This window comes from Streptomyces sp. B21-083, from assembly GCF_036898825.1.
Taxonomy (GTDB): domain Bacteria; phylum Actinomycetota; class Actinomycetes; order Streptomycetales; family Streptomycetaceae; genus Streptomyces.
In genome coordinates this window covers 3,339,523-3,358,491 of the sequence record NZ_JARUND010000002.1, presented here as the reverse complement: position 1 = coordinate 3,358,491, position 18,969 = coordinate 3,339,523, and the positions used below count along the sequence as shown (strand labels likewise).

Here is an 18,969-nt window from a genome sequence, read left to right as displayed (position 1 = left end):
GATCAACGAGCACACGATCAACGAGCACACGATCAACGAGCACACGATCAACGAGCACACGAACAACCAGCACGGGAACAACCGACACACGAACTACCAGCACCTGAACGGCCGTTCGTCATCCGGTGGCCGGGCGCGCACCCGCCCGCCACCTACCTCGTCCGTGGGGGTCCGCACCCATGCGTAAGCCGTACGTCCTTCTCGCGCTCCCCATGTTCCTGCTGGCAGCGCTCGGCACGTCACTTTTGACGTCCGCCCCCGCCCGAGCCGCCGACAACGGCAGCTGGTCGGTCTTCCCCGTCGCCTCGGCGGTGGCACAGCGCCCGTACTTCTACCTCTCCGCCGATCCCGGTACGTCCGTCAAGGACAAGGTGGCCGTCACCAACAAGACCGGCAAACCGCTCACCTTCCGGCTGTACGCGGCCGACGCCTACAACACCGTCCGCGACGGCGGGTTCGCCGTACGGACCCTCACCGAGAAGCAGCGCGGCGTCGGCGCCTGGGCGCGGCCCGCGAAGTCCCGGGTCACCGTCCCCCCGCACAGGTCGGTCACCGTGCCCTTCACGCTCAAGGTGCCCGAAGGGGCCGAACCCGGCGACCACGTGGGCGCGTTGGTCGCCCTCGACGAACGGATCGACACCGGCGACGGTTCCCTCGCACTCGGGGTGCAGCGGGCGGTCGGGGCGCGGATCTATCTGCGGGTGAACGGGCCGGCCGTCTCCGCGATCGCCGTCGAGCGGGTCAGGATCAGCCACCACCAGCCCCTCGTCCCCGGCCTCGGCGACAGCACCGCCACGATCTCCTACACCCTCCACAACACCGGGAACGTCACCCTCGACCCCCGGGTGGAGGTGCGGGCCGAGGGCCTGTTCGGCCGTACGCTGCTCGCCCGCGACCTCACCAAGATCCCCTCCGAGCTGCTGCCCGGCCAACGGGTCAGGCTCACCGAACCCTGGCACGACGCACCCCAACTCGACTGGGGCGACGTCACGTTGACGGCGACAGCCAAGGACACCCGCGAGTCGGCGAACGTGTCCTTCTTCGCGTTGCCGTGGCTCATGGCGGTGGTCGTTGTGGTGTTCGGCGCGGTCGGGTCAGTGCTGGGGGTCAGATGGTTCAGAGGGCGTCGGGACCGCGCTCGCCCGTCCGAACCCGGACCACCGTCTCCACCGGAAGAGCCCACACCTTCCCGTCCCCGATCTTTCCCGTTCGCGCGGCCCTGACGATCGCGTCCATCGCCGCGTCGGCGTCCCCGTCGTCGACGACGACCTCGATACGGACCTTCGGGACGAGGTCGACCTGGTACTCGGCGCCGCGGTACACCTCGGTGTGGCCGCGCTGACGGCCGTAGCCGCTGGCCTCGGTCACGGTCAGACCCTGTACGCCGAGTTCCTGGAGCGCGGTCTTGACCTCGTCGAGGCGGTACGGCTTGACGATCGCGGTGATGAGCTTCATTCCTGGCTCTTGACCTTCTGCGCGGAGGAGTGGGAGGAGTGTGCGGCGGACGACACCGGGGCGCCGTGGCCCAGGACGCCGTGATCGTATGCCGTCTCGGCGTGCACCGTAAGGTCGAGGCCGGTGTGCTCCTCGTCCTCGCTCGCCCGGAACCCCATGATTTTGTCGATCGCCTTCCCGATTCCGTACGTGACGGCGAAGGCGTACGCCCCCACGGCCAGCACGGCGACCGCCTGCCTGCCCAACTGGCCGAGCCCGCCCCCGTACAGCAGCCCCTCGGCCCCGCCGGTCATGGACTCCGTGGCGAACACGCCGATCAGCAGCGTGCCGATGACTCCGCCGACGAGGTGGACACCGACGACGTCGAGGGAGTCGTCGTAGTTGAGCCGGAACTTCCACCCGACGGCGTACGAGCACACCACTCCCGCCGCGAGCCCGACGACCAGCGCGCCGAGGAGGGAGACCGACCCGCAGGAGGGCGTGATGGCCACCAGACCGGCGACCGCGCCGGAGGCCGCGCCCAGGGTCGTGGGGTGACCGTCGCGGCGCTGTTCGACGAAGAGCCAGCCGAGGAGGCCGGTGCAGCCGGCGGTGAGGGTGTTGAGGAAGGCGGCGGCGGCCAGCCCGTTGGCGCCGAGCGCGGAACCCGCGTTGAACCCGAACCAGCCGAACCAGAGCAGACCGGCGCCCAGCATGACCATGGGAAGGTTGTGCGGTCGCATCGCATCTCGTTTGAAGCCGAGACGCGGGCCGAGGACCAGGCAGAGGGCGAGCCCGGAGGCGCCGGAGGTGATCTCGACGGGCAGGCCGCCGGCGAAGTCGAGGGCGCCGAGATGGTCGAGAATCCAGCCGCCCGGGCCCCACACCCAGTGCGCGACGGGAACGTATACGAGCAGTGCCCACACGGGTACGAAGACCAGCCACGCCCCGAACTTCGCCCGGTCGGCGACCGCGCCGCTGACCAGGGCGGCGGTGATGACCGCGAAGGTGAGCTGGAAGGTGGCGAAGAGGAGGGTGGGCACAGTGCCCTGCACGCTGTCGGGCCCGAGCCCGGCCATCCCCGCGTGTTTCAGCCCGCCGATGAATCCGCCGCCGATGTCGTCCCCGAACGCGAGGGAGTAGCCGGCGGCCAGCCACACCACCGTGACCAGGGCGATCGACACGAAACTCATCATCAGCATGTTGAGCACGCTCTTCGTACGGACCATGCCGCCGTAGAAGAGGGCCAGGCCCGGGGTCATGAGGAGCACGAGGGCGGTGGCGGCGAGCAGCCAGGCGGTGTCGCCGGTGTCGATCCGGGCAGCGGCCAGGTTCACGGTCGTCACGGTGTCTCCGGTCTCTCCAACGGGGGCAGGGGCTCGTCAGAGGGTCACCGGTGTGCGTTTCGAGTTCCGTACGGGGGTGTTTCCGGCGCGTTTCGTGTTGCACGGGCGTTTCCGGAAGCTCACCGGACGCTCCCGCCCGGTCTCCTCGTGGTCTCCTGCCGGGTGCCCTCGTGGGTGCCCCGGACGGGTCCGGAGGGCCTCGGCGTGCGGTGGGTCTCCGTGGATCAGGGACAATGGGCGCCATGAGTGTCCGTACCCCGTCATCCGAGCCGTCCGAGCCGTCCGTCGCGTCGCAGTCCTCGGCCGCGCACCGCGCCGGTTTCGCCTGCTTCGTGGGCCGCCCCAACGCGGGCAAGTCCACCCTCACGAACGCTCTGGTCGGCCAGAAGGTGGCGATCACCGCGGACCAGCCACAGACCACGCGGCACACGGTACGGGGCATCGTGCACCGCCCTGACGCGCAGCTGATCCTGGTCGACACCCCGGGGCTGCACAAGCCGCGCACGCTGCTGGGTGAGCGCCTGAACGACGTGGTGCGGACGACGTGGGCCGAGGTCGACGTCATCGGCTTCTGCCTCCCGGCGAACGAGAAGCTCGGCCCCGGTGACCGTTTCATCGCCAAGGAACTGGCGGCGATCAAGAAGACGCCGAAGATCGCGATCGTGACGAAGACCGACCTGGTCGAGGGCAAGGCGCTGGCCGAGCAGCTCATCGCGATCGACCAACTCGGCCGGGAGCTGGGGTTCGAGTGGGCGGAGATCGTGCCGGTCTCGGCGGTCGCCGACAAGCAGGTGGACCTGCTGGCCGACCTGCTCGTTCCGCTGCTGCCCGAGGGGCCGGCGCTCTATCCGGAGGGTGACCTCACGGACGAGCCGGAGCAGGTCATGATCGCGGAGCTGATCCGGGAGGCGGCGCTGGAGGGGGTACGCGACGAGCTTCCCCACTCGATCGCGGTCGTGGTCGAGGAGATGATCCCCCGCGAGGACCGCCCCGCCGACAAGCCGCTGCTCGACATCCACGCGTTCGTCTACATCGAGCGGCCGAGCCAGAAGGGCATCGTCATCGGCCCGAAGGGCAAGCGGCTCAAGGACGTCGGCATCAAGAGCCGCAAGCAGATCGAGGCGCTGCTGGGTACGCCGGTCTTCCTGGACCTCCATGTGAAGGTCGCGAAGGACTGGCAGCGGGATCCTCGCCAGCTGCGGAAGCTGGGGTTCTGAGGGAGCCGCGGCTGCAGTTCGGGCCGTTTTTTCCCACCCACCCACCCGTTTACGGTTCGTTTTACGGGTGTGCTCGAAACGCCTCCGCCCACCTCACCTTCCTTCCACCTCATCTCCCGTGCGGTGACAAGTCCTGTAGTCCCACCACCCGCAGCAGTCTCAGGCGTTCGTACGACTCCGTGCCCGGGCGGGCCGTGTGGACGATCAGTAGTTGGCGGTGGTCGTGCGCCAGCATGATCTCGCAGTCGAGTTCCAGCAGCCCCACCACCGGATGCACGAACCGCTTCGTCGCGGCCCGCCGCACCGCCACCTCGTGCGCCTCCCACAGCCGCGCGAACTCCGCGCTCCCCGCTCGGAGTTCGGCCACCAGCGCCCTGGGTACCGGATCGTCGGGCCGGGCCGCGGCGACCGCTCGCAGGTTCGCCACGTGGGCTCGGGCGTGCTCGGCGAAGTCCTCCGGCGGGAACAGTGTCCGGGCGGCCGGGTCCAGGAAGAACCGGCGCAGGAGGTTGCGCTCCCGGGGTGGACGGGCCGACGCGTCCCCCGTCAAGGCGCTCGCCATCGCGTTCTGCGCCAGCACCTCCCCGCAGTCGGTGACCACCTGTGCCGGGGTGTCGTGCAGCCTGTCGAGGATCAGCAGCAGCCCCGGCCGCACATGCTGGGGCACGCTCTCGCGCCGGGGCGGCTCCTCGCCCGCCAGGTGGAAGAGGTGGTCCCGTTCGTCGTCGGTGAGGCGCAGGGCGCGGGCCAGGGCGGTCAGCATCTGGCGGGACGGGTGCGGACCCCGGGACTGCTCCAGGCGCGTGTAGTAGTCCACCGACATACCGGCGAGCGACGCCACCTCCTCGCGGCGCAGACCGGGCGTACGGCGGCGGGCGCCGGGCGCGAGTCCCACCGCCGAGGGCTCCAGACGGGCACGCCCATGGCGCAGGAAGTCTGCGAGTTCGGCTCGGTTCACCCTTCCAGGATGTCGCCGTCCGCCCGGCTTATCCAGGGACTGCTGATCCCCTGATCCACGGGTCTCTCCCGTCCGCCCGGCCGCCGTTCGACGCTGGTCCCACCGCAACGGGACAAGACGATGAGGAGCGGATCATGCTGACACTGGTGACGGGTACGACGGGCGAGGTCGGCCGGCGCTTTCTGCCGAGGCTGCTGGCGCAGAGGCGGCCCGGGGAGAGGGTGCGGATCCTGGTGCGGGAGGCGGCGCGGGCGGAGCGGTTCGCAGAGCTGGGCGCCGAGGTCGTGGTCGGGGACCTGCGTGACACGGAGACGCTCGGCAAGGCGGTCGCCGGGGTGGACGCGGTCGTGAACGTCGCGGCGTCCTTCCGGGGAGTACCGGACGAGGAGGCGTGGGCCGTCAACCGGGACGCGGCGGTGGAACTGGGCCGTGCCGCACTGGCCGCCGGGGTGGGACGGTTCGTACAGGTCAGTACGCAGTTGGTGTACGGCTCCGGACGGGGGCGCCCGTTGGTCGAGGAGGACGAGAGCCGGCCCGGCGGTGAGATGTGGGGCGCCTACTGCGAGTCGAAGGTGGCGGCCGAACGCGAACTGCTCGCGCTGGAGGGCATGGACGTATGCGTCGGCCGGCTCCCCTTCGTCTACGGGGAGGGCGATCCGCACCTCGCCCAGTCGTTGATGTGGGCCGCGCACTGGGCCTCCGCCCAGCGGCTGCAGATGGTCCACCACGCGGACGTCGCCCAGGGCCTGCTCCGCATCCTGCACGCACCGGGCATCGCCGGCCGGATCTACAACATCGGCGACCACGCCCCCGTCACGGCGGTCGAACTGCATCAGCTCAACGGGGTGGCGGTTCCCGCCGAACTCTACGAGAACACCGACCCCGACCCGTGGTTCGGAATCGTCTCCACCGACCGCATCCGCAGGGAACTCGGCTTCCGCCCGCTCTACCCCAGCGTCTACGCGGCCCGGGACGCCGGAGCCCTCTGAATCCCCGCACCCCACCTCTACCTCACTCCACCCCCCTGATCCGCCCCACCAGTACCGCCCCCGCCAGCCCGATCACCGCGGCCACCAGATACAGCATCCGGTATCCGCCCAGATAGGTCACGATCGGCGCCGCGAGGACCGGCGCCGCCACCTGGGGCAGGGCGTTGGCCACGTTGATGACGCCCAGGTCCTTCCCCCGGTCCATCGCCTTCGGCAGCACGTCCGTCATCAGGGCGAAGTCGACCGACGTGAAGACGCCGAACCCGACGCCGAGGACCGCCGACGCGACGATCGCCCCCGGCCAGGTCTGCCACGCCGCCAGCGCGGCCGTCGCCACCGCCATCAGCACCCCCGACCAGATCACGAACGGCTTGCGCCGGCCCACCCGGTCCGACCAGACCCCGCCGACGACCACCGTGGCGACCAGCGTCACGCTGTTCACCGCCGTCAGGATCAGGACACCACCCTCGGGGTCTGAGTAGTCGAGACGGTCGCGCAGGTAGTACAGCAGGTACAGCAGCACCAGCGCGTTGCTCAGGTTGATCAGGAAACGGGTCAGCCAGGCCCAGCCCAGGTCCGGATACCGGCGCGGGCTCAGCCAGAACCCGGCCAGGAAGGTCCGCCAGGACCACAACGGTTGGTCCTGGGGCACGAGTTGCAGATCCCTGTGCCGCAGGACGTACGGCAGCACGCCCAGCAGCGTGAACGCGGCGCACGCCGCATAGCCCGCGCCCACCCCGCCCGCCGCCGTCGCGAGTCCCGTCCCGCCGACCACACCGAGAATCTGCGCGGCACCCAACCAGCCGCCCACAGCGCCCCGTTGAAGCCTGGGAACGCGGTCGGGCACGGCCGCCGTGACGGCGGCGAAGGCCGCGTTCAGGGTCAGCTGGACCAGGCACCACCCCGCCACCATCGTCCACAGCCCACTCGCCCCCGCCAGCAGCAGCAACGACAGCGCACCGCCCGCCGCGCCGGCCACGATCCACGGCGTACGGCGCCCCCACCGCGACGTCGTACGGTCCGACAGCGCGCCGAAGAACGGGTTCGCCACCAGCGACACCAGAGCGCCCGCACCCGCCACCCAGGCCAGCAGGGTCTCCTTCGACATCCCGGTGCCGGGCGCGAAGTCCTCGGCCTGGGCGGCGAGCAGGATCTGCAGCGGCCCGAACCAGCCCACCCAGATCGCCCCGTTGGCGAGCGAGAGCGAGGCGGTCCATCCTCGCCCGACCCGCTCCACCGGCTCGGCGAGCGCCGCCGCCGTCCCCGGAGCCTCCTTGGCCCCCTCGGTCGTCGTCATTCCTGAGTCACCGCCCCACCCGCTCTTCGCTCCTCCTCCTGCTGCGCGTGCTGCGCCCGCAGGAGGCCGCTGAACCAGGCGTACGAGGCCTTGGGCGTCCGGGTCAGCGTGGCCGGGTCGTCGAAGTCCACGTGGACCAGCCCGAACCGCCGCGCGTACCCCTCCGCCCACTCGAAGTTGTCCAGCAGCGACCACACGAAGTAGCCGCGAACGTCCACGCCCGCCTCCACCGCCCGGTACAGCGCCCGGACATGACCGTCCAGGAAGGCGATCCGGTCCTGGTCGTCGAGCCCGTCGTACGAGCAGCCGTTCTCGGTGATGACGACGGGCGGCAGCCGGTCGCCGTAACGGTCGCGGAACGTGGTGAGCAGCTCCGTGAGGCCCTCCGGTACGACGGGCCAGCCGAAGTCCGTCACCGGTACGCCCTCGATCTCCTGGACGGAGAAGGGGAGTTCGGCCGGGATCGTGAGTCCGCCGAACTCGATGTCGGCGCCCTGCGGCGCGCCCACCTTCGTCGGGGAGTAGTAGTTGACGCCGTAGAAGTCGAGCGGCTCCCCGATGACTTTCAGGTCGGCCGCCACATCGCCCGGCATCAACTCGCCGAGCCCGTCCGGGTATTCGCCCAGGAGGACGGGGTCGGCGAACAGCCGGTTGAGGAGCAGGTCGTAGAACCCGGCCGCCTCCAGGTCGGCGGGCTCCTGCGACGCCGGCCAGGTCGGGCCGTGGGAGTTGGCGATCCCGATGTCCGTGGCACCGGCGGCGCGCAGTGCCCGTACGGCCAGTCCGTGGCCGAGGAGTTGGTGGTGGGCGGCCGGGAGCGCGTCGAACATCAGCTGCTTCCCCGGTGCGTGCGCGCCCAACGCATGTCCGAACAGGGTGTGTTCGGCCGGCTCGTTGAGCGTGATCCACTTCTGTACACGGTCGCCGAGCCGCTCGGCCACGACGGACACGTACTCGGCGAACCGGGACGCCGTGTCCCGCTCCAGCCAGCCGCCCTTCTCCTGGAGGCGGGCCGGCAGGTCCCAGTGGAAGAGGGTCGGGACGGGACGTACGCCCGCCGAGCACAGCTCGTCCACCAGCCGGTCGTAGAAGTCCAGGCCGCCGGGGGAGTTCACGCGGGGCCAGGAGACGGAGAAGCGGTACGCGTCCACGCCCAGGCCGCCCAGCAGGGCCACGTCCTCGGGGTAGCGGTGGAAGTGGTCGCAGGCCACCGCCGCCGTCGAGCCGTCCTTCACGCGCCCCGGTTCGGCCGTGAAGGTGTCCCATACGGACGGTTCGCGCTGGTCCGCCGCTCCCTCGATCTGGTGTGCCGAGGTGGACACACCCCAGAGGAAGCCGGCCGGGAACTGGGGTATCGGGTTGATCGCCATGCGCCGGATCATGGGTACCGGGGGTAACGGGTGTCAACGGCCGGGAGTGAACAACCAGTTACGCGCCGTCCGCCGACACCCGCGACACCCGTTATGCACCCTCTTTGAGCACCCTTGAGATCAGCTGCCGCTGCTCGTCGGTGAGGCGGGGGTCGGCGCAGTACACCGTTTTTCCGTCCACCGTGATCTCGTAGCCGAAGCCGTCGGGGACCCCGGTCGGAGGGGTGCCCTGGCCGCCCGCGACCGCGGAATCGGCCAGGGCGTGCCACTCGGGGGCATCGGGCCGCCCCGAGGTGTCCACCTCGGCGTGCCGCTCGATGCCCGCGAATCCGCCCGTACGTGTCACCTGAATACGCATGGGTCCCTGTCTAGTACGAGAACGGCTCCAGTACGAGTGGGATGAGAGGTGCCGAGTGCCCGGTACCCCGCACGTGCGGCCGTGCGGCTGTGCGCTACAGGCGGGGCCGGGGCGTGGTGGGTACTCCGACACGCTCCCATGCCTTCGTCACGGCCTGGAGTTCCTCGCCGTCGCCGTAGCGCTCGCTCGCGGTGGCGACGGTCAGCTGGGCGAAGTCGTCGAAGAACGCCTTCTCCTTCAGGTCACCGCCGGTCAGCACGTCGTACCAGATCTGCCCGGCCCGCTCCCACGCGTTGCCGCCGAGCGCGGTGGCGACGAGGTAGAAGGCGTGGTTGGGGATGCCGCTGTTGATGTGGACGCCGCCGTTGTCACGGCCGGTGCGGACATAGCCGTCCATGGTCGCGGGCTGCGGGTCCTTGCCGAGCACGTCGTCGTCGTACGCGCTGCCCGGTTCCTTCATGGAGCGCAGGGCGGTGCCGGTGACGCTCGGGGCGAGCAGGCCCGCGCCGATCAGCCAGTCGGCCTCGGCGGCGGTCTGGCCGAGCGAGTACTGCTTGATGAGTGAGCCGAAGACGTCCGACATCGACTCGTTGAGCGCACCGGGCTGGCCGTAGTACGTGAGGTTCGCGGTGTGCTGGGTGACGCCGTGGGTGAGCTCGTGGCCGATGACGTCGACGGAGTTGGTGAAGTCGACGAAGATCTCGCCGTCACCGTCGCCGAACACCATCTGCTTGCCGTCCCAGAAGGCGTTGTTGTAGCCCTCGTCGTAGTGGACGCTCGCGTCGAGGGGCAGGCCGTCGCCGTCGATCGAGTGGCGCTGGTAGGCCTTGAGGTAGAGGTCGAAGGTGGCTCCGAGACCGGCGTAGGCGCGGTTGACGGTGGCGTCCTGGCCGGGTTCCGAGCCCTCGGCGCGCACCTTCGTGCCGGGCAGTGTGGTGCGGTGCCCGGCGTCGTAGATCGTGCGCAGCGGCTGGTCGGAGGGCGCCTTCACGGCTGCGGCGGCGGCCAGGCCGAACTCGGTGGTGATGCTGCGTTCGGCTCGCTTGCGGGCGTCGAGCAGCAGGGTGTGCTGGGCGGGGCCGGAGATGGCGGGGTCCTCGTGACGGGCGAGCGTGTGGAGGATGTGCGGTGGGACGATCGTGCAGAAGACGGGCTCAAAGCCCCCGTTTGTCGTCATGCCCGGCACCCTTGCACCGAGTCACGCGACTGTCACCACCCGCAACCATGATTGGTGAAATACCGGGACAAGGGGCCCTCGCTCGGTGACGGAGTGGTATGAGCTGAGTGACGCCGAGTGGGATGGCGCACTTTTTGCCCCTTTTGCTCTCCGGTTCGCGCATACTGATGGTCCCGCATAGTGATACAGACCCGCGCGTCCGGCGCGGCTCGGCTACAGTGCGGAGCATCATGCGTATCGGGCTGCTCCTCCTTAGCTGCCGCGGCGAGGGCCTGTAAGTAGAGGCCGACCCCCTCCCCGCGGAGTCTGGCGTTGCGCCGTCGGCCGTCCTTCAGGACACCACGAGGAGCCCACGCATCATGGCCCACAGCGTCAATCGCCAGCAGCCCACTTCCATGCCGATCCACAAGTACGGCCAGTACGAGCAGGTCGACATCGCCGACCGCACCTGGCCCGGAAACCGGATCACCGTCGCTCCCCGTTGGCTCTCCACGGACCTGCGTGACGGCAACCAGTCCCTGATCGACCCGATGTCCCCCGCCCGCAAGCGTGCGATGTTCGACCTGCTGGTGAAGATGGGCTACAAGGAGATCGAGGTCGGTTTCCCGGCCTCCGGGCAGACGGACTTCGACTTCGTACGGTCGATCGTCGAGGAGCCGGGCGCGATCCCGGACGACGTCACCATCTCCGTACTGACCCAGGCCCGCGAGGACCTGATCGAGCGGACCGTCGAGTCGCTGAAGGGCGCCAAGCGCGCCACCGTGCACCTGTACAACGCGACCGCGCCGGTCTTCCGCCGGGTCGTCTTCCGCGGCTCCAAGGACCAGATCAAGCAGATCGCCGTCGACGGCACCCGGCTGGTCATGGAGTACGCCGAGAAGCTGCTGGGTCCCGAGACGGAGTTCGGCTACCAGTACAGCCCCGAGATCTTCACCGACACCGAGCTGGACTTCGCGCTGGAGGTCTGCGAGGCGGTCATGGACGTCTGGCAGCCCGGCCCGGGCCGCGAGATCATCCTCAACCTGCCTGCCACGGTGGAGCGTTCGACCCCGTCGACGCACGCGGACCGCTTCGAGTGGATGGGCCGCAACCTGACCCGCCGCGAGCACGTCGTCCTGTCGATCCACCCCCACAACGACCGCGGCACGGCCGTCGCCGCCGCCGAACTGGCGCTGATGGCCGGCGCCGACCGCGTCGAGGGCTGTCTGTTCGGCCAGGGCGAGCGCACCGGCAACGTCGACCTGGTCACCCTGGGCATGAACCTGTTCTCGCAGGGCGTCGACCCGCAGATCGACTTCTCCGACATCGACGAGGTCCGTCGTACGTGGGAGTACTGCAACCAGATGGAGGTCCACCCCCGCCACCCGTACGTGGGCGACCTGGTCTACACGTCCTTCTCCGGCTCCCACCAGGACGCCATCAAGAAGGGCTTCGACGCCATGGAGGCCGACGCGGCAGCCAAGGGTGTCACCGTCGACGACATCGAGTGGGCGGTCCCGTACCTGCCGATCGACCCGAAGGACGTCGGCCGGTCCTACGAGGCCGTGATCCGGGTCAACTCCCAGTCGGGCAAGGGCGGAATCGCGTACGTCCTGAAGAACGACCACAAGCTGGACCTGCCGCGCCGGATGCAGATCGAGTTCTCGAAGCTGATCCAGGCGAAGACGGACGCCGAGGGCGGCGAGGTCACCCCGAAGGACATCTGGGCGGCCTTCCGGGACGAGTACCTGCCGAACCCCGAGAACCCCTGGGGCCGGATCCAGCTGAAGACCGGCCAGTCGACCACCGACAAGGACGGCGTGGACACCCTCACCGTCGAGGCCGAGGTCGACGGCGTCGAGACCACCCTGGTCGGCTCGGGCAACGGCCCGATCTCGGCGTTCTTCCACGCCCTGCAGGGGCTGGACATCGACGCCCGTCTCCTGGACTACACCGAGCACACGATGAGCGAGGGTGCCTCCGCGCAGGCCGCCTCCTACATCGAGGTCGCCATCGGCGACAAGGTCCTGTGGGGCATCGGCATCGACGCCAACACCACCCGCGCCTCCCTGAAGGCGGTCGTCTCCGCCGTCAACCGCGCGGGTCGCTGACTCACCCGACCGACTGGTTTCACGCCCCGTCCGCCCTTCGTGGCGGACGGGGCGCCGTCGTTTACCGGCCAAACCACGGTCCGGTCACGGGCAGGTCTGGTCCTGGGTACTGACTCCACCTCGACTATGTGGCTAACATCACGCCAGCGCGGCAGTGTTGCCGGTGGGGGTAACTCTCGCGCCCTGCAACAGGCAGTGGGGGAGTTACCGGAGGTGCTACGTGCTCCAAGGACAGGGGCGAGAGAGCCGAGACAGCCGAGGCGGCCGAGTCGTGCGCGGAGGCCGGACGGCACGCGTCCTGGGCTCCCGTACGGTCTGGGCCGGGGTCGGTGACGGCGAGTTCTTCTGCCCGAGCTGCGGCGGAGACCGCAACTACCAGCGCCTGACGGGCCGCCGCCGCTTCACGTTTCTCGGCGTACCGATTCTGCCGCGCGGCGAGACCGGCCCGGTCGTCGAATGCGCGGCCTGTCAGAGCCACTTCGGCACGGACGTCCTCGACCACCCCACCACCACCCGCTTCTCCGCGATGCTCCGCGACGCGGTCCACACGGTCGCCCTCGCGGTCCTCGCCGCCGGCGGCACCCACGCCCGCCTCACCCTGGAGACGGCCGCGACCGGCGTCCGCGCGGCCGGTTTCGACGACTGTACGGAGGACCAGTTGGAGGCCCTGGTGGAGGCCCTGGCCGCCGACACGGGCCGCCTCTTCGGCCCTCCGTGCGGCCCCGGCCTCGCCATAGAGCTCCACGAGGCCCTGGACCCCCTGGCCCCCCATCTCGCCGCCCCCGGCCGCGAATCGATCCTGCTCCAGGGCGCCCGCATCGCCCTGGCCGACGGCCCGTACACCCCGGCGGAACGCGATGTGCTCGCTACGGTCGGCGCGGCACTGACGATCTGCGGGGACGACGTGACCCGGCTGCTGGCGGCGGCGCGTACGCATTCCTAGGCTCTCGCGGCCCGCGACTACTCCCGGGGGAGTAGTGCGGGCCTCGGGTCACCCCCGGGAGTACTCCCGAACTCGCCCTCCCGCGCGACGAATCCACCCCGGCGTGACGGAAATCTGGTGAACGTCAGCCAGATGCCGTCACGAGGGGAGGCCTCGACATGGGGGCCATGGGGACCAAGGGGTCCATGGAAGCCGGGAAGACAGCGCCGGGCGTACGGCGTCGCGGACGAGCCGTGCCCTGGCTCGTGCTCGGGCTGTGGGTCGGGGTGCTCGCGATCGTGGGACCGTTCGCGGCGAAGCTCTCCGAGGTCCAGCACAACGGGATCACCGACTATCTGCCCTCGAACGCCGACTCGACGCAAGTCGCGCGCGTCCAGGACCAGTTGCCCGGCGGCGAGACCACCCAACTGGTCCTCGTCTACCACCGCGACGGCGGACTCACCGCCACCGACAGGGCGACGGCCGCCGAGCAGGTCGACAAGATCGCCGGAGAGCACGTCCTGACGGCCGCCCCGCACGGCGTACCCTCCGCCGACGGCGCCACCCTCATGTATCCGGTGAGCAGCAACGAGTCCGGCACCGACGAGAAGAAACGGGACAACCTCGTCCACGACGTCCGCGAAGTCGCCCACAGCGAGGGCGGGTTGACTGTCGAGGTCGGCGGCCCGGGGGCACTGGCCACCGACGCGGCCGAGGTCTACGACTCACTCGGCGGACCACTGCTCTACACCACCGTCGCCGTCGTCGCTCTCCTGCTGATCCTCATCTACCGCAGCCCGGTGCTGTGGCTGCTCCCGCTCGTCGTCGCGGGCATCGCCGACTTCCTGTCGATGGGCGTCGCCTACGGCCTCAACCAGGCCTTCGGTACCACGATTTCGGGCCAGAGCTCGGCGATCATGACGATCCTCGTCTTCGGCGCAGGCACGGACTACGCACTCCTCCTCGTCTCCCGCTATCGCGAGGAACTGCGGCACGTCGAGCGGCCGTACGACGCCATGGCCGCGGCCCTGCGCGGTTGCGGACCCGCCGTCCTGGCCTCCTCCGGCACGGTCGCCGCCGGGGTGCTGTGCCTGCTCGCCGCCGACCTCAACTCCAGCCGCAGCATGGGCCCGTTGGGCACGGTGGGCGTGCTCTGCGCGCTCGTCGCCATGCTCACCCTGCTCCCCGCGATCCTCGTCCTCCTCGGCCGCCGGGTGTTCTGGCCGCTCGTCCCCGCGTACGGCAGCACGCCCAAGGTGCGTCGGCTGTCGCTGTTCGCCGCGATGGGCAGTTCCGCCGGACGCCGGCCCCTGGTGGTCCTCGCGAGCGGCGCCGTCCTGCTGGGCGCCCTGGCCCTGGGCGTGCTGAACCTGCCCGGGCCGGTCAAGCAGGAGGACGCCTTCGTCGACAGGCCGGAAGCCGTCGCCGCGATGCAGACCCTGGCCAGGGCCTACCCCGGCCGGGGCACCCAGCCCATCACCGTCATCACCCCGGCCGGACAGGCGGACCGGACGCTCACGACGATCCGGGCCACCGACGGGATCGGCGACGCGCAGAAGGGACGTACGGGAGGAAGTGAGGGACGAAGCGGGGGAGCGGGCTGGACCGAGATCACCGTCTTCGCGAAGGACGCGCCCCAGTCGGCCGCCGAGACCGCGACCATCGAGCGGCTGAGGGCGGAGCTGAAGGGCTCCTACGTCGGCGGACCGAGCGCCCAGCAGATCGACCTCGTCGACACCAACTCGCGGGACGTGTGGGTCGTCGTCCCGATCGTGCTGATCTCCGTGCTGCTGATCCTGGTCGCACTGCTGCGCTCGCTGGTCGCACCGCTGATGCTGGTGCTCGCCGTGGTCGCGGTGTGGGGAGCCGCGCTCGGCATCGGCGGACTGGTGTTCGGCCCGCTGCTCGGCTTCGAGGGCACCGACCCCGGGCTCGGCCTGCTGTCCTTCGTGTTCCTGGTCGCGCTCGGCGTCGACTACGGCATCTTCCTCATGCACCGGATGCGTGAGGAGGCGCTCCGGGGCGCGGAACCGGTGGCGGCGGCTCTCACCGCGCTGCGGACCACCGGCGGGGTCATCGCCTCCGCCGGGCTGGTCCTCGCCGCGACCTTCGCGGTGCTGACCAACATGGGTCTCGTACAACTCGTCGAACTGGGCTTCGTGATCGCGGTCGGCGTGCTCCTGGACACGTTCCTCGTCCGGACGTACCTGGTGACGAGCGCGAGCGTGGCACTGGGCCGACGGGTGTGGTGGCCGGGCGCGCTGTCCCGCAGGCCGGACCCGGACGCCGTACGACCGGAACGGCAGCCGGAACCCGTATGACCTCCGTCGTACGAGCGAGCGGGCGCCCCTCCCTGACGGCGGGGCGCCCGCCGACGGAGGATGGGGCTGTGCAGTCGACGACAACTACCGGAAGACCGGCCCCTGTCGGGCGGGGCGAGCGGATCATGGCGGCGATCACCCGTGACCCGCGCAGCGCCCCGCACGCGCTCCGCAACGACGTACTGCTCGCGCTGACCGGCGCTGTGATCGGCACCGTCCTCGCCCTGTTCACCGACGGGGGCGCCAGCCGGCCGGACACCCTCGGCCAGGGCGGGCGGCCGGACGCGCTCGGCTGGGCGCTGCTGCTCGGCGCGTACGTGCCGATCGTGTGGCGGCGGCGCCGTCCGATGCCGGTCCTCGTCGCGGTGGTGGCGATCGTCGTGCCGTACCACGCGCTCGGCTACAACCACAGCGCGCCGACCCCGGCCGCGTACATCGCGCTGTACACGGTCGCCGTCACCGGGCGCCCCCTGCGTACGATCGTGACCGGAGTCGTGGTCCTCGGCATCGCCCTGAGCGTGATGCTCACCGTGAGCATGCACCAGGCCGTCGAACTGCTGCGGATCTCCGGCTGGGTCGTCGCGGTCCTCTTCTGCGGCATCGACGTCCGCTTCTACCGCCAGTACGTCTCGGCCATCGTCGAACGCGCCGAACGGGCCGAACGCACGCGCGAGGAGGAGGCCCGCCGCCGCGTCGCCGAGGAACGGCTGCGTGTCGCCCGCGACCTGCACGACCTGCTGGCCCACACCATCACCCTCGTCGGCGTCCAGACCTCCGTGGCCGCACACATCCTGGCCGCCGACCCGGACCGCCTGGACCGCGCGGCGGTGGCCAAGGCCCTCGACGACATCGCCGGCACCTGCCGAACGGCACGCGGTGAGCTGCGTACGACGCTGGAGGTGTTGCGGGAGGGCCAAGGGGCGGGCGAGAGGCGCGGGTCTCTCCCCGGACTGGCCGGCCTGCCCGACCTCGCGGAGACGGCACGGGCGTCGGGCGCGGGGGTCGAACTGACGGTACGGGCGGACGAGGTGCCCCCGGCCGTGGGCGCGGCGGCCTACCGGATCGTCCAGGAGGCGCTCACGAACGCCGTACGACACGGGGGACGGGAGAATCTGACGGTACGGGTGCTGCTGTACGGGGGTGAGGGCGCGTTGCGCGTCGAGGTGGCGGACGACGGGGTGGGGGAGTGCGGCGCCGACGCGCCCGATGGTGGCTTCGGGCTGGTCGGGATGCGGGAACGGGCGCGAAGCGTCGGCGGGACACTGGACGCCGGGCCGGGGGAGGGCGGGGGATTCAAGGTGAGCGCGGTGCTTCCGTTGCCGGTCGACCGCATAGGCGAGGAGGCCGGGTGACCGCCATTCGTGTGCTGCTGGCCGACGACCAGACGCTCGTACGGGCGGCGTTCGCGATGCTCGTCGAATCGGCGCCGGGCATGGAGGTGGTGGGGCAGGCGGGTACCGGCCGTCAGGCCGTCGAACTGGCCCGCAGCGCCCGTGCCGACCTGGTCGTCATGGACCTCCGCATGCCCGACCTGGACGGTATCGAGGCCACCCGGCTGATCGCCGCCGACGAGGACCTGGCGGGCGTGAAGGTGCTGGTCCTGACGACGTACGACACGGACGAAGACGTGGTGGAGGCGCTGCGCGCGGGCGCCTCGGGCTTCCTGGTCAAGGACACGAGGCCCGCGGAACTCCTGGACGCGATCCGCACGGTGGCGGCAGGCGAGGCCCTGCTCTCCCCCGGCCCGACGGCCCGCCTGATCGCCCGCCTGCTGCGCAGCGCCGAGGCCCCGGCGCCGACGGGCGGGCCCGAATGTCTGTCGGAACGGGAGCGCGGGGTGCTGAGGCTGGTCGCGCGGGGCCTCAACAACACGGAGATCGCGGAGACGCTGGGCCTGAGTCCGCTGACCGCGAAGACCCACGTCAGCCGGATCATGGGGAAGCTGGGCGCGCGGGACCGGGCGCAACTGGTGATCGTGGCGTACGAGTCGGGGGTGGTGACACCGGGGGCGGGGTGAGGTCGGGGAGGCGGGTGTGGTCAGGGGGAGTGGCGCAAAGGGAGCGGTGGGCGCGGGGTACGTATGTCGCGCGGGTACGTATGTTCCGTACGTGCCATACATGGTGACGGTCCGTCAGCGAGGTTACTGTCACCTTCTGTCACATCCTCTCCCTGTTGTACCGGCACTCCGGAACCCCCCCCACGTCCCGACTCCACTCCGCAAGGGAGAGCGATGACGCCCCTGAGCCGTATCCTGCTCGCCGCGACCACCGGCGCGGCCCTGATCACCGGCACCGGCATCGGCACCGACCTCACCGCGACGCAGGCCCGGGCGGCCGGCCGGGCCTCCTGCACCTCGTCCGTCCCGTACGTCGCGGGCCGGGGCGGCTACGACACCTACCGCATCCCCGCCACGGTCACCACCAGCAAGGGCACCCTCCTGGCCTTCGCCGAGGGCAGACAAAGCGGCGCCGGGGACAGCGGCCACATCGACGTGGTCCTGCGCCGCTCCACGGACGGCGGCTGCACCTGGGGCCCACTGTCCGTGGTCGCTGCCGGGGACGGTGACACGCGGGGCAACCCGGCGCCGGTGGTGGACGGGAAGACGGGCCGGATCGTGCTGGTGACGTCGTACAACTCCGGCGCGGTGACCGAGGCCCAGATCATGCGCGGCGAGGCGACACCGCAACAGAGCCGCAGGGTCTTCGTCCAGACAAGTTCCGCCACGGACGACGGCCGGGGCTTCACGTCCCCGCGCGACATCACGGCCCAGGTAAAGCTGCCCGACTGGCGCTGGTACGCGACGGGTCCGGGGCACGCCGTCTATCTGTCGACGGGCCCGCACACGGGCAGGATCGTGATCCCGGCCAACCACTCGGCTGCCCCGCCCGCGGGCTCACCGGACACCGGCCAGGAGTCCAGGTACTACGGCGGCCACGCGATCTACAGCGACAACGCCGGCGGCACCTGGCACCTGGGCTTCGTGGACGACTCCTACGACGGCATCGAGAACGCCAACGAGACAAGCGCCGCCCAACTCCCCGACGGCAGGCTGTACTTCTCGTCCAGAGACCAGAACGGCCTGATGCCGGGGAACAGGTTGGACTCGTACTCAAGTGACGGCGCGGAGTCCCTGGACCGCCCGTACACCGTCCAGTCGACGTTGAACGACGTCCCGGTGGTCCAGGGCAGCGTGCTCCAACTGCGGGACGGCTCGGACGCGTTGCTGTTCTCGGGTCCCTCGGAACCGACGGTGCGCCGGTCGATGGCGATCTGGAGAAGCGGCGACGGCGGAGAGACCTTCGAGAAGGTACTGACCCTGTCGAACCGGAGGGCGGCCTACTCGGACCTGGTACGGGTGGACCGGCGGGTACTTGGGGTGCTGTACGAGACGGGGACCGCGGGGACTTACGAGTCGATCGAGTTTCGGCGGGTGTTGGTGGACGGGGTGGGCTGAGGGGTCGGGGCTCCGGCGGCTTTCGTGCTGCCGGAG

General features: G+C 70.5%; 16 protein-coding genes. 9 read left to right on the top strand and 7 right to left on the bottom strand.

The features are described 5' to 3' along the window. Positions 1-179: 179 nt before the first annotated feature. Positions 180-1,223 (top strand): WxL protein peptidoglycan domain-containing protein, encoded by a 1,044-nt coding sequence (locus tag QA861_RS39040; RefSeq protein ID WP_334593561.1) that lies wholly within the window; start codon positions 180-182, stop codon positions 1,221-1,223. On the opposite strand, the gene QA861_RS39035 is transcribed toward QA861_RS39040, so the two are convergent. Together QA861_RS39035 and QA861_RS39030 are read right to left on the bottom strand one after the other, a co-directional pair. Beyond that, positions 1,117-1,455 (bottom strand): P-II family nitrogen regulator, encoded by a 339-nt coding sequence (locus QA861_RS39035; protein ID WP_334593560.1) that lies wholly within the window; start codon positions 1,453-1,455, stop codon positions 1,117-1,119. The two genes, QA861_RS39040 and QA861_RS39035, sit on opposite strands and share 107 nt — an antisense overlap. Continuing rightward, the gene (locus QA861_RS39030) at positions 1,452-2,771 is read right to left on the bottom strand and encodes an ammonium transporter (RefSeq protein WP_334594987.1); all 1,320 of its coding nucleotides are present in this window, start codon (positions 2,769-2,771) and stop codon (positions 1,452-1,454) included. Before QA861_RS39030 ends, QA861_RS39035 begins: the two co-directional genes overlap by 4 nt. 242 nt (positions 2,772-3,013) lie before the next feature. Here QA861_RS39030 and era point away from each other — a divergent pair, with 242 nt between their 5' ends. Further along, the gene (gene era / locus QA861_RS39025) at positions 3,014-3,997 is read left to right on the top strand and encodes a GTPase Era (RefSeq protein WP_334593559.1); all 984 of its coding nucleotides are present in this window, start codon (positions 3,014-3,016) and stop codon (positions 3,995-3,997) included. A gap of 109 nt (positions 3,998-4,106) precedes the next feature. On the opposite strand, the gene QA861_RS39020 is transcribed toward era, so the two are convergent. After that, complete coding sequence (locus tag QA861_RS39020; protein WP_334593557.1) at positions 4,107-4,955, bottom strand: helix-turn-helix transcriptional regulator; 849 nt, start codon at positions 4,953-4,955, stop codon at positions 4,107-4,109. A 134-nt stretch (positions 4,956-5,089) separates the two neighbouring features. Here QA861_RS39020 and QA861_RS39015 point away from each other — a divergent pair, with 134 nt between their 5' ends. After that, the gene (locus QA861_RS39015) at positions 5,090-5,944 is read left to right on the top strand and encodes an NAD-dependent epimerase/dehydratase family protein (protein WP_334593556.1); all 855 of its coding nucleotides are present in this window, start codon (positions 5,090-5,092) and stop codon (positions 5,942-5,944) included. 22 nt (positions 5,945-5,966) lie between these two features. Here QA861_RS39015 and QA861_RS39010 read toward each other — a convergent pair whose 3' ends face one another. From QA861_RS39010 to QA861_RS38995, 4 genes are all read right to left on the bottom strand, one after another. After that, on the bottom strand, positions 5,967-7,241 hold the full coding sequence (locus tag QA861_RS39010) for an MFS transporter (protein ID WP_334593555.1): 1,275 nt from the start codon (positions 7,239-7,241) through the stop codon (positions 5,967-5,969). After that, complete coding sequence (locus QA861_RS39005) at positions 7,238-8,623, bottom strand: GH1 family beta-glucosidase (protein ID WP_334593554.1); 1,386 nt, start codon at positions 8,621-8,623, stop codon at positions 7,238-7,240. The genes QA861_RS39010 and QA861_RS39005 overlap by 4 nt, the downstream gene beginning before the upstream one ends. A gap of 79 nt (positions 8,624-8,702) precedes the next feature. Continuing rightward, positions 8,703-8,969, bottom strand: coding sequence for a protealysin inhibitor emfourin (locus QA861_RS39000; RefSeq protein WP_334593552.1), 267 nt, complete (start codon positions 8,967-8,969; stop codon positions 8,703-8,705). 94 nt (positions 8,970-9,063) lie between these two features. Beyond that, positions 9,064-10,146 (bottom strand): M4 family metallopeptidase, encoded by a 1,083-nt coding sequence (locus tag QA861_RS38995; protein WP_334593551.1) that lies wholly within the window; start codon positions 10,144-10,146, stop codon positions 9,064-9,066. A 359-nt stretch (positions 10,147-10,505) separates the two neighbouring features. On the opposite strand from QA861_RS38995, the gene leuA reads away from it, so the two are divergent. The 6 genes from leuA (at position 10,506) to QA861_RS38965 (ending at position 18,933) form a co-directional block, all read left to right on the top strand. Beyond that, the gene (leuA, locus tag QA861_RS38990; protein ID WP_334593550.1) at positions 10,506-12,236 is read left to right on the top strand and encodes a 2-isopropylmalate synthase; all 1,731 of its coding nucleotides are present in this window, start codon (positions 10,506-10,508) and stop codon (positions 12,234-12,236) included. Between the two features lie 271 nt (positions 12,237-12,507). After that, entirely contained in the window at positions 12,508-13,179 is a 672-nt protein-coding gene (locus tag QA861_RS38985) for a tellurite resistance TerB family protein (RefSeq protein WP_334593548.1), read from the top strand. 185 nt (positions 13,180-13,364) lie between these two features. After that, a complete protein-coding gene (locus QA861_RS38980; RefSeq protein ID WP_334594986.1) occupies positions 13,365-15,479 on the top strand; it encodes an MMPL family transporter in 2,115 nt (704 codons plus the stop codon). Then, a complete protein-coding gene (locus QA861_RS38975; RefSeq protein ID WP_443041634.1) occupies positions 15,476-16,831 on the top strand; it encodes a sensor histidine kinase in 1,356 nt (451 codons plus the stop codon). The genes QA861_RS38980 and QA861_RS38975 overlap by 4 nt, the downstream gene beginning before the upstream one ends. Beyond that, positions 16,828-17,496: a response regulator gene (locus QA861_RS38970; RefSeq protein WP_334593546.1), complete on the top strand. Its 669-nt coding sequence runs from the start codon at positions 16,828-16,830 to the stop codon at positions 17,494-17,496. Before QA861_RS38975 ends, QA861_RS38970 begins: the two co-directional genes overlap by 4 nt. Before the next feature lie 213 nt (positions 17,497-17,709). Then, a complete protein-coding gene (locus QA861_RS38965) occupies positions 17,710-18,933 on the top strand; it encodes a sialidase family protein (RefSeq protein WP_334593545.1) in 1,224 nt (407 codons plus the stop codon). Positions 18,934-18,969: the final 36 nt, after the last annotated feature.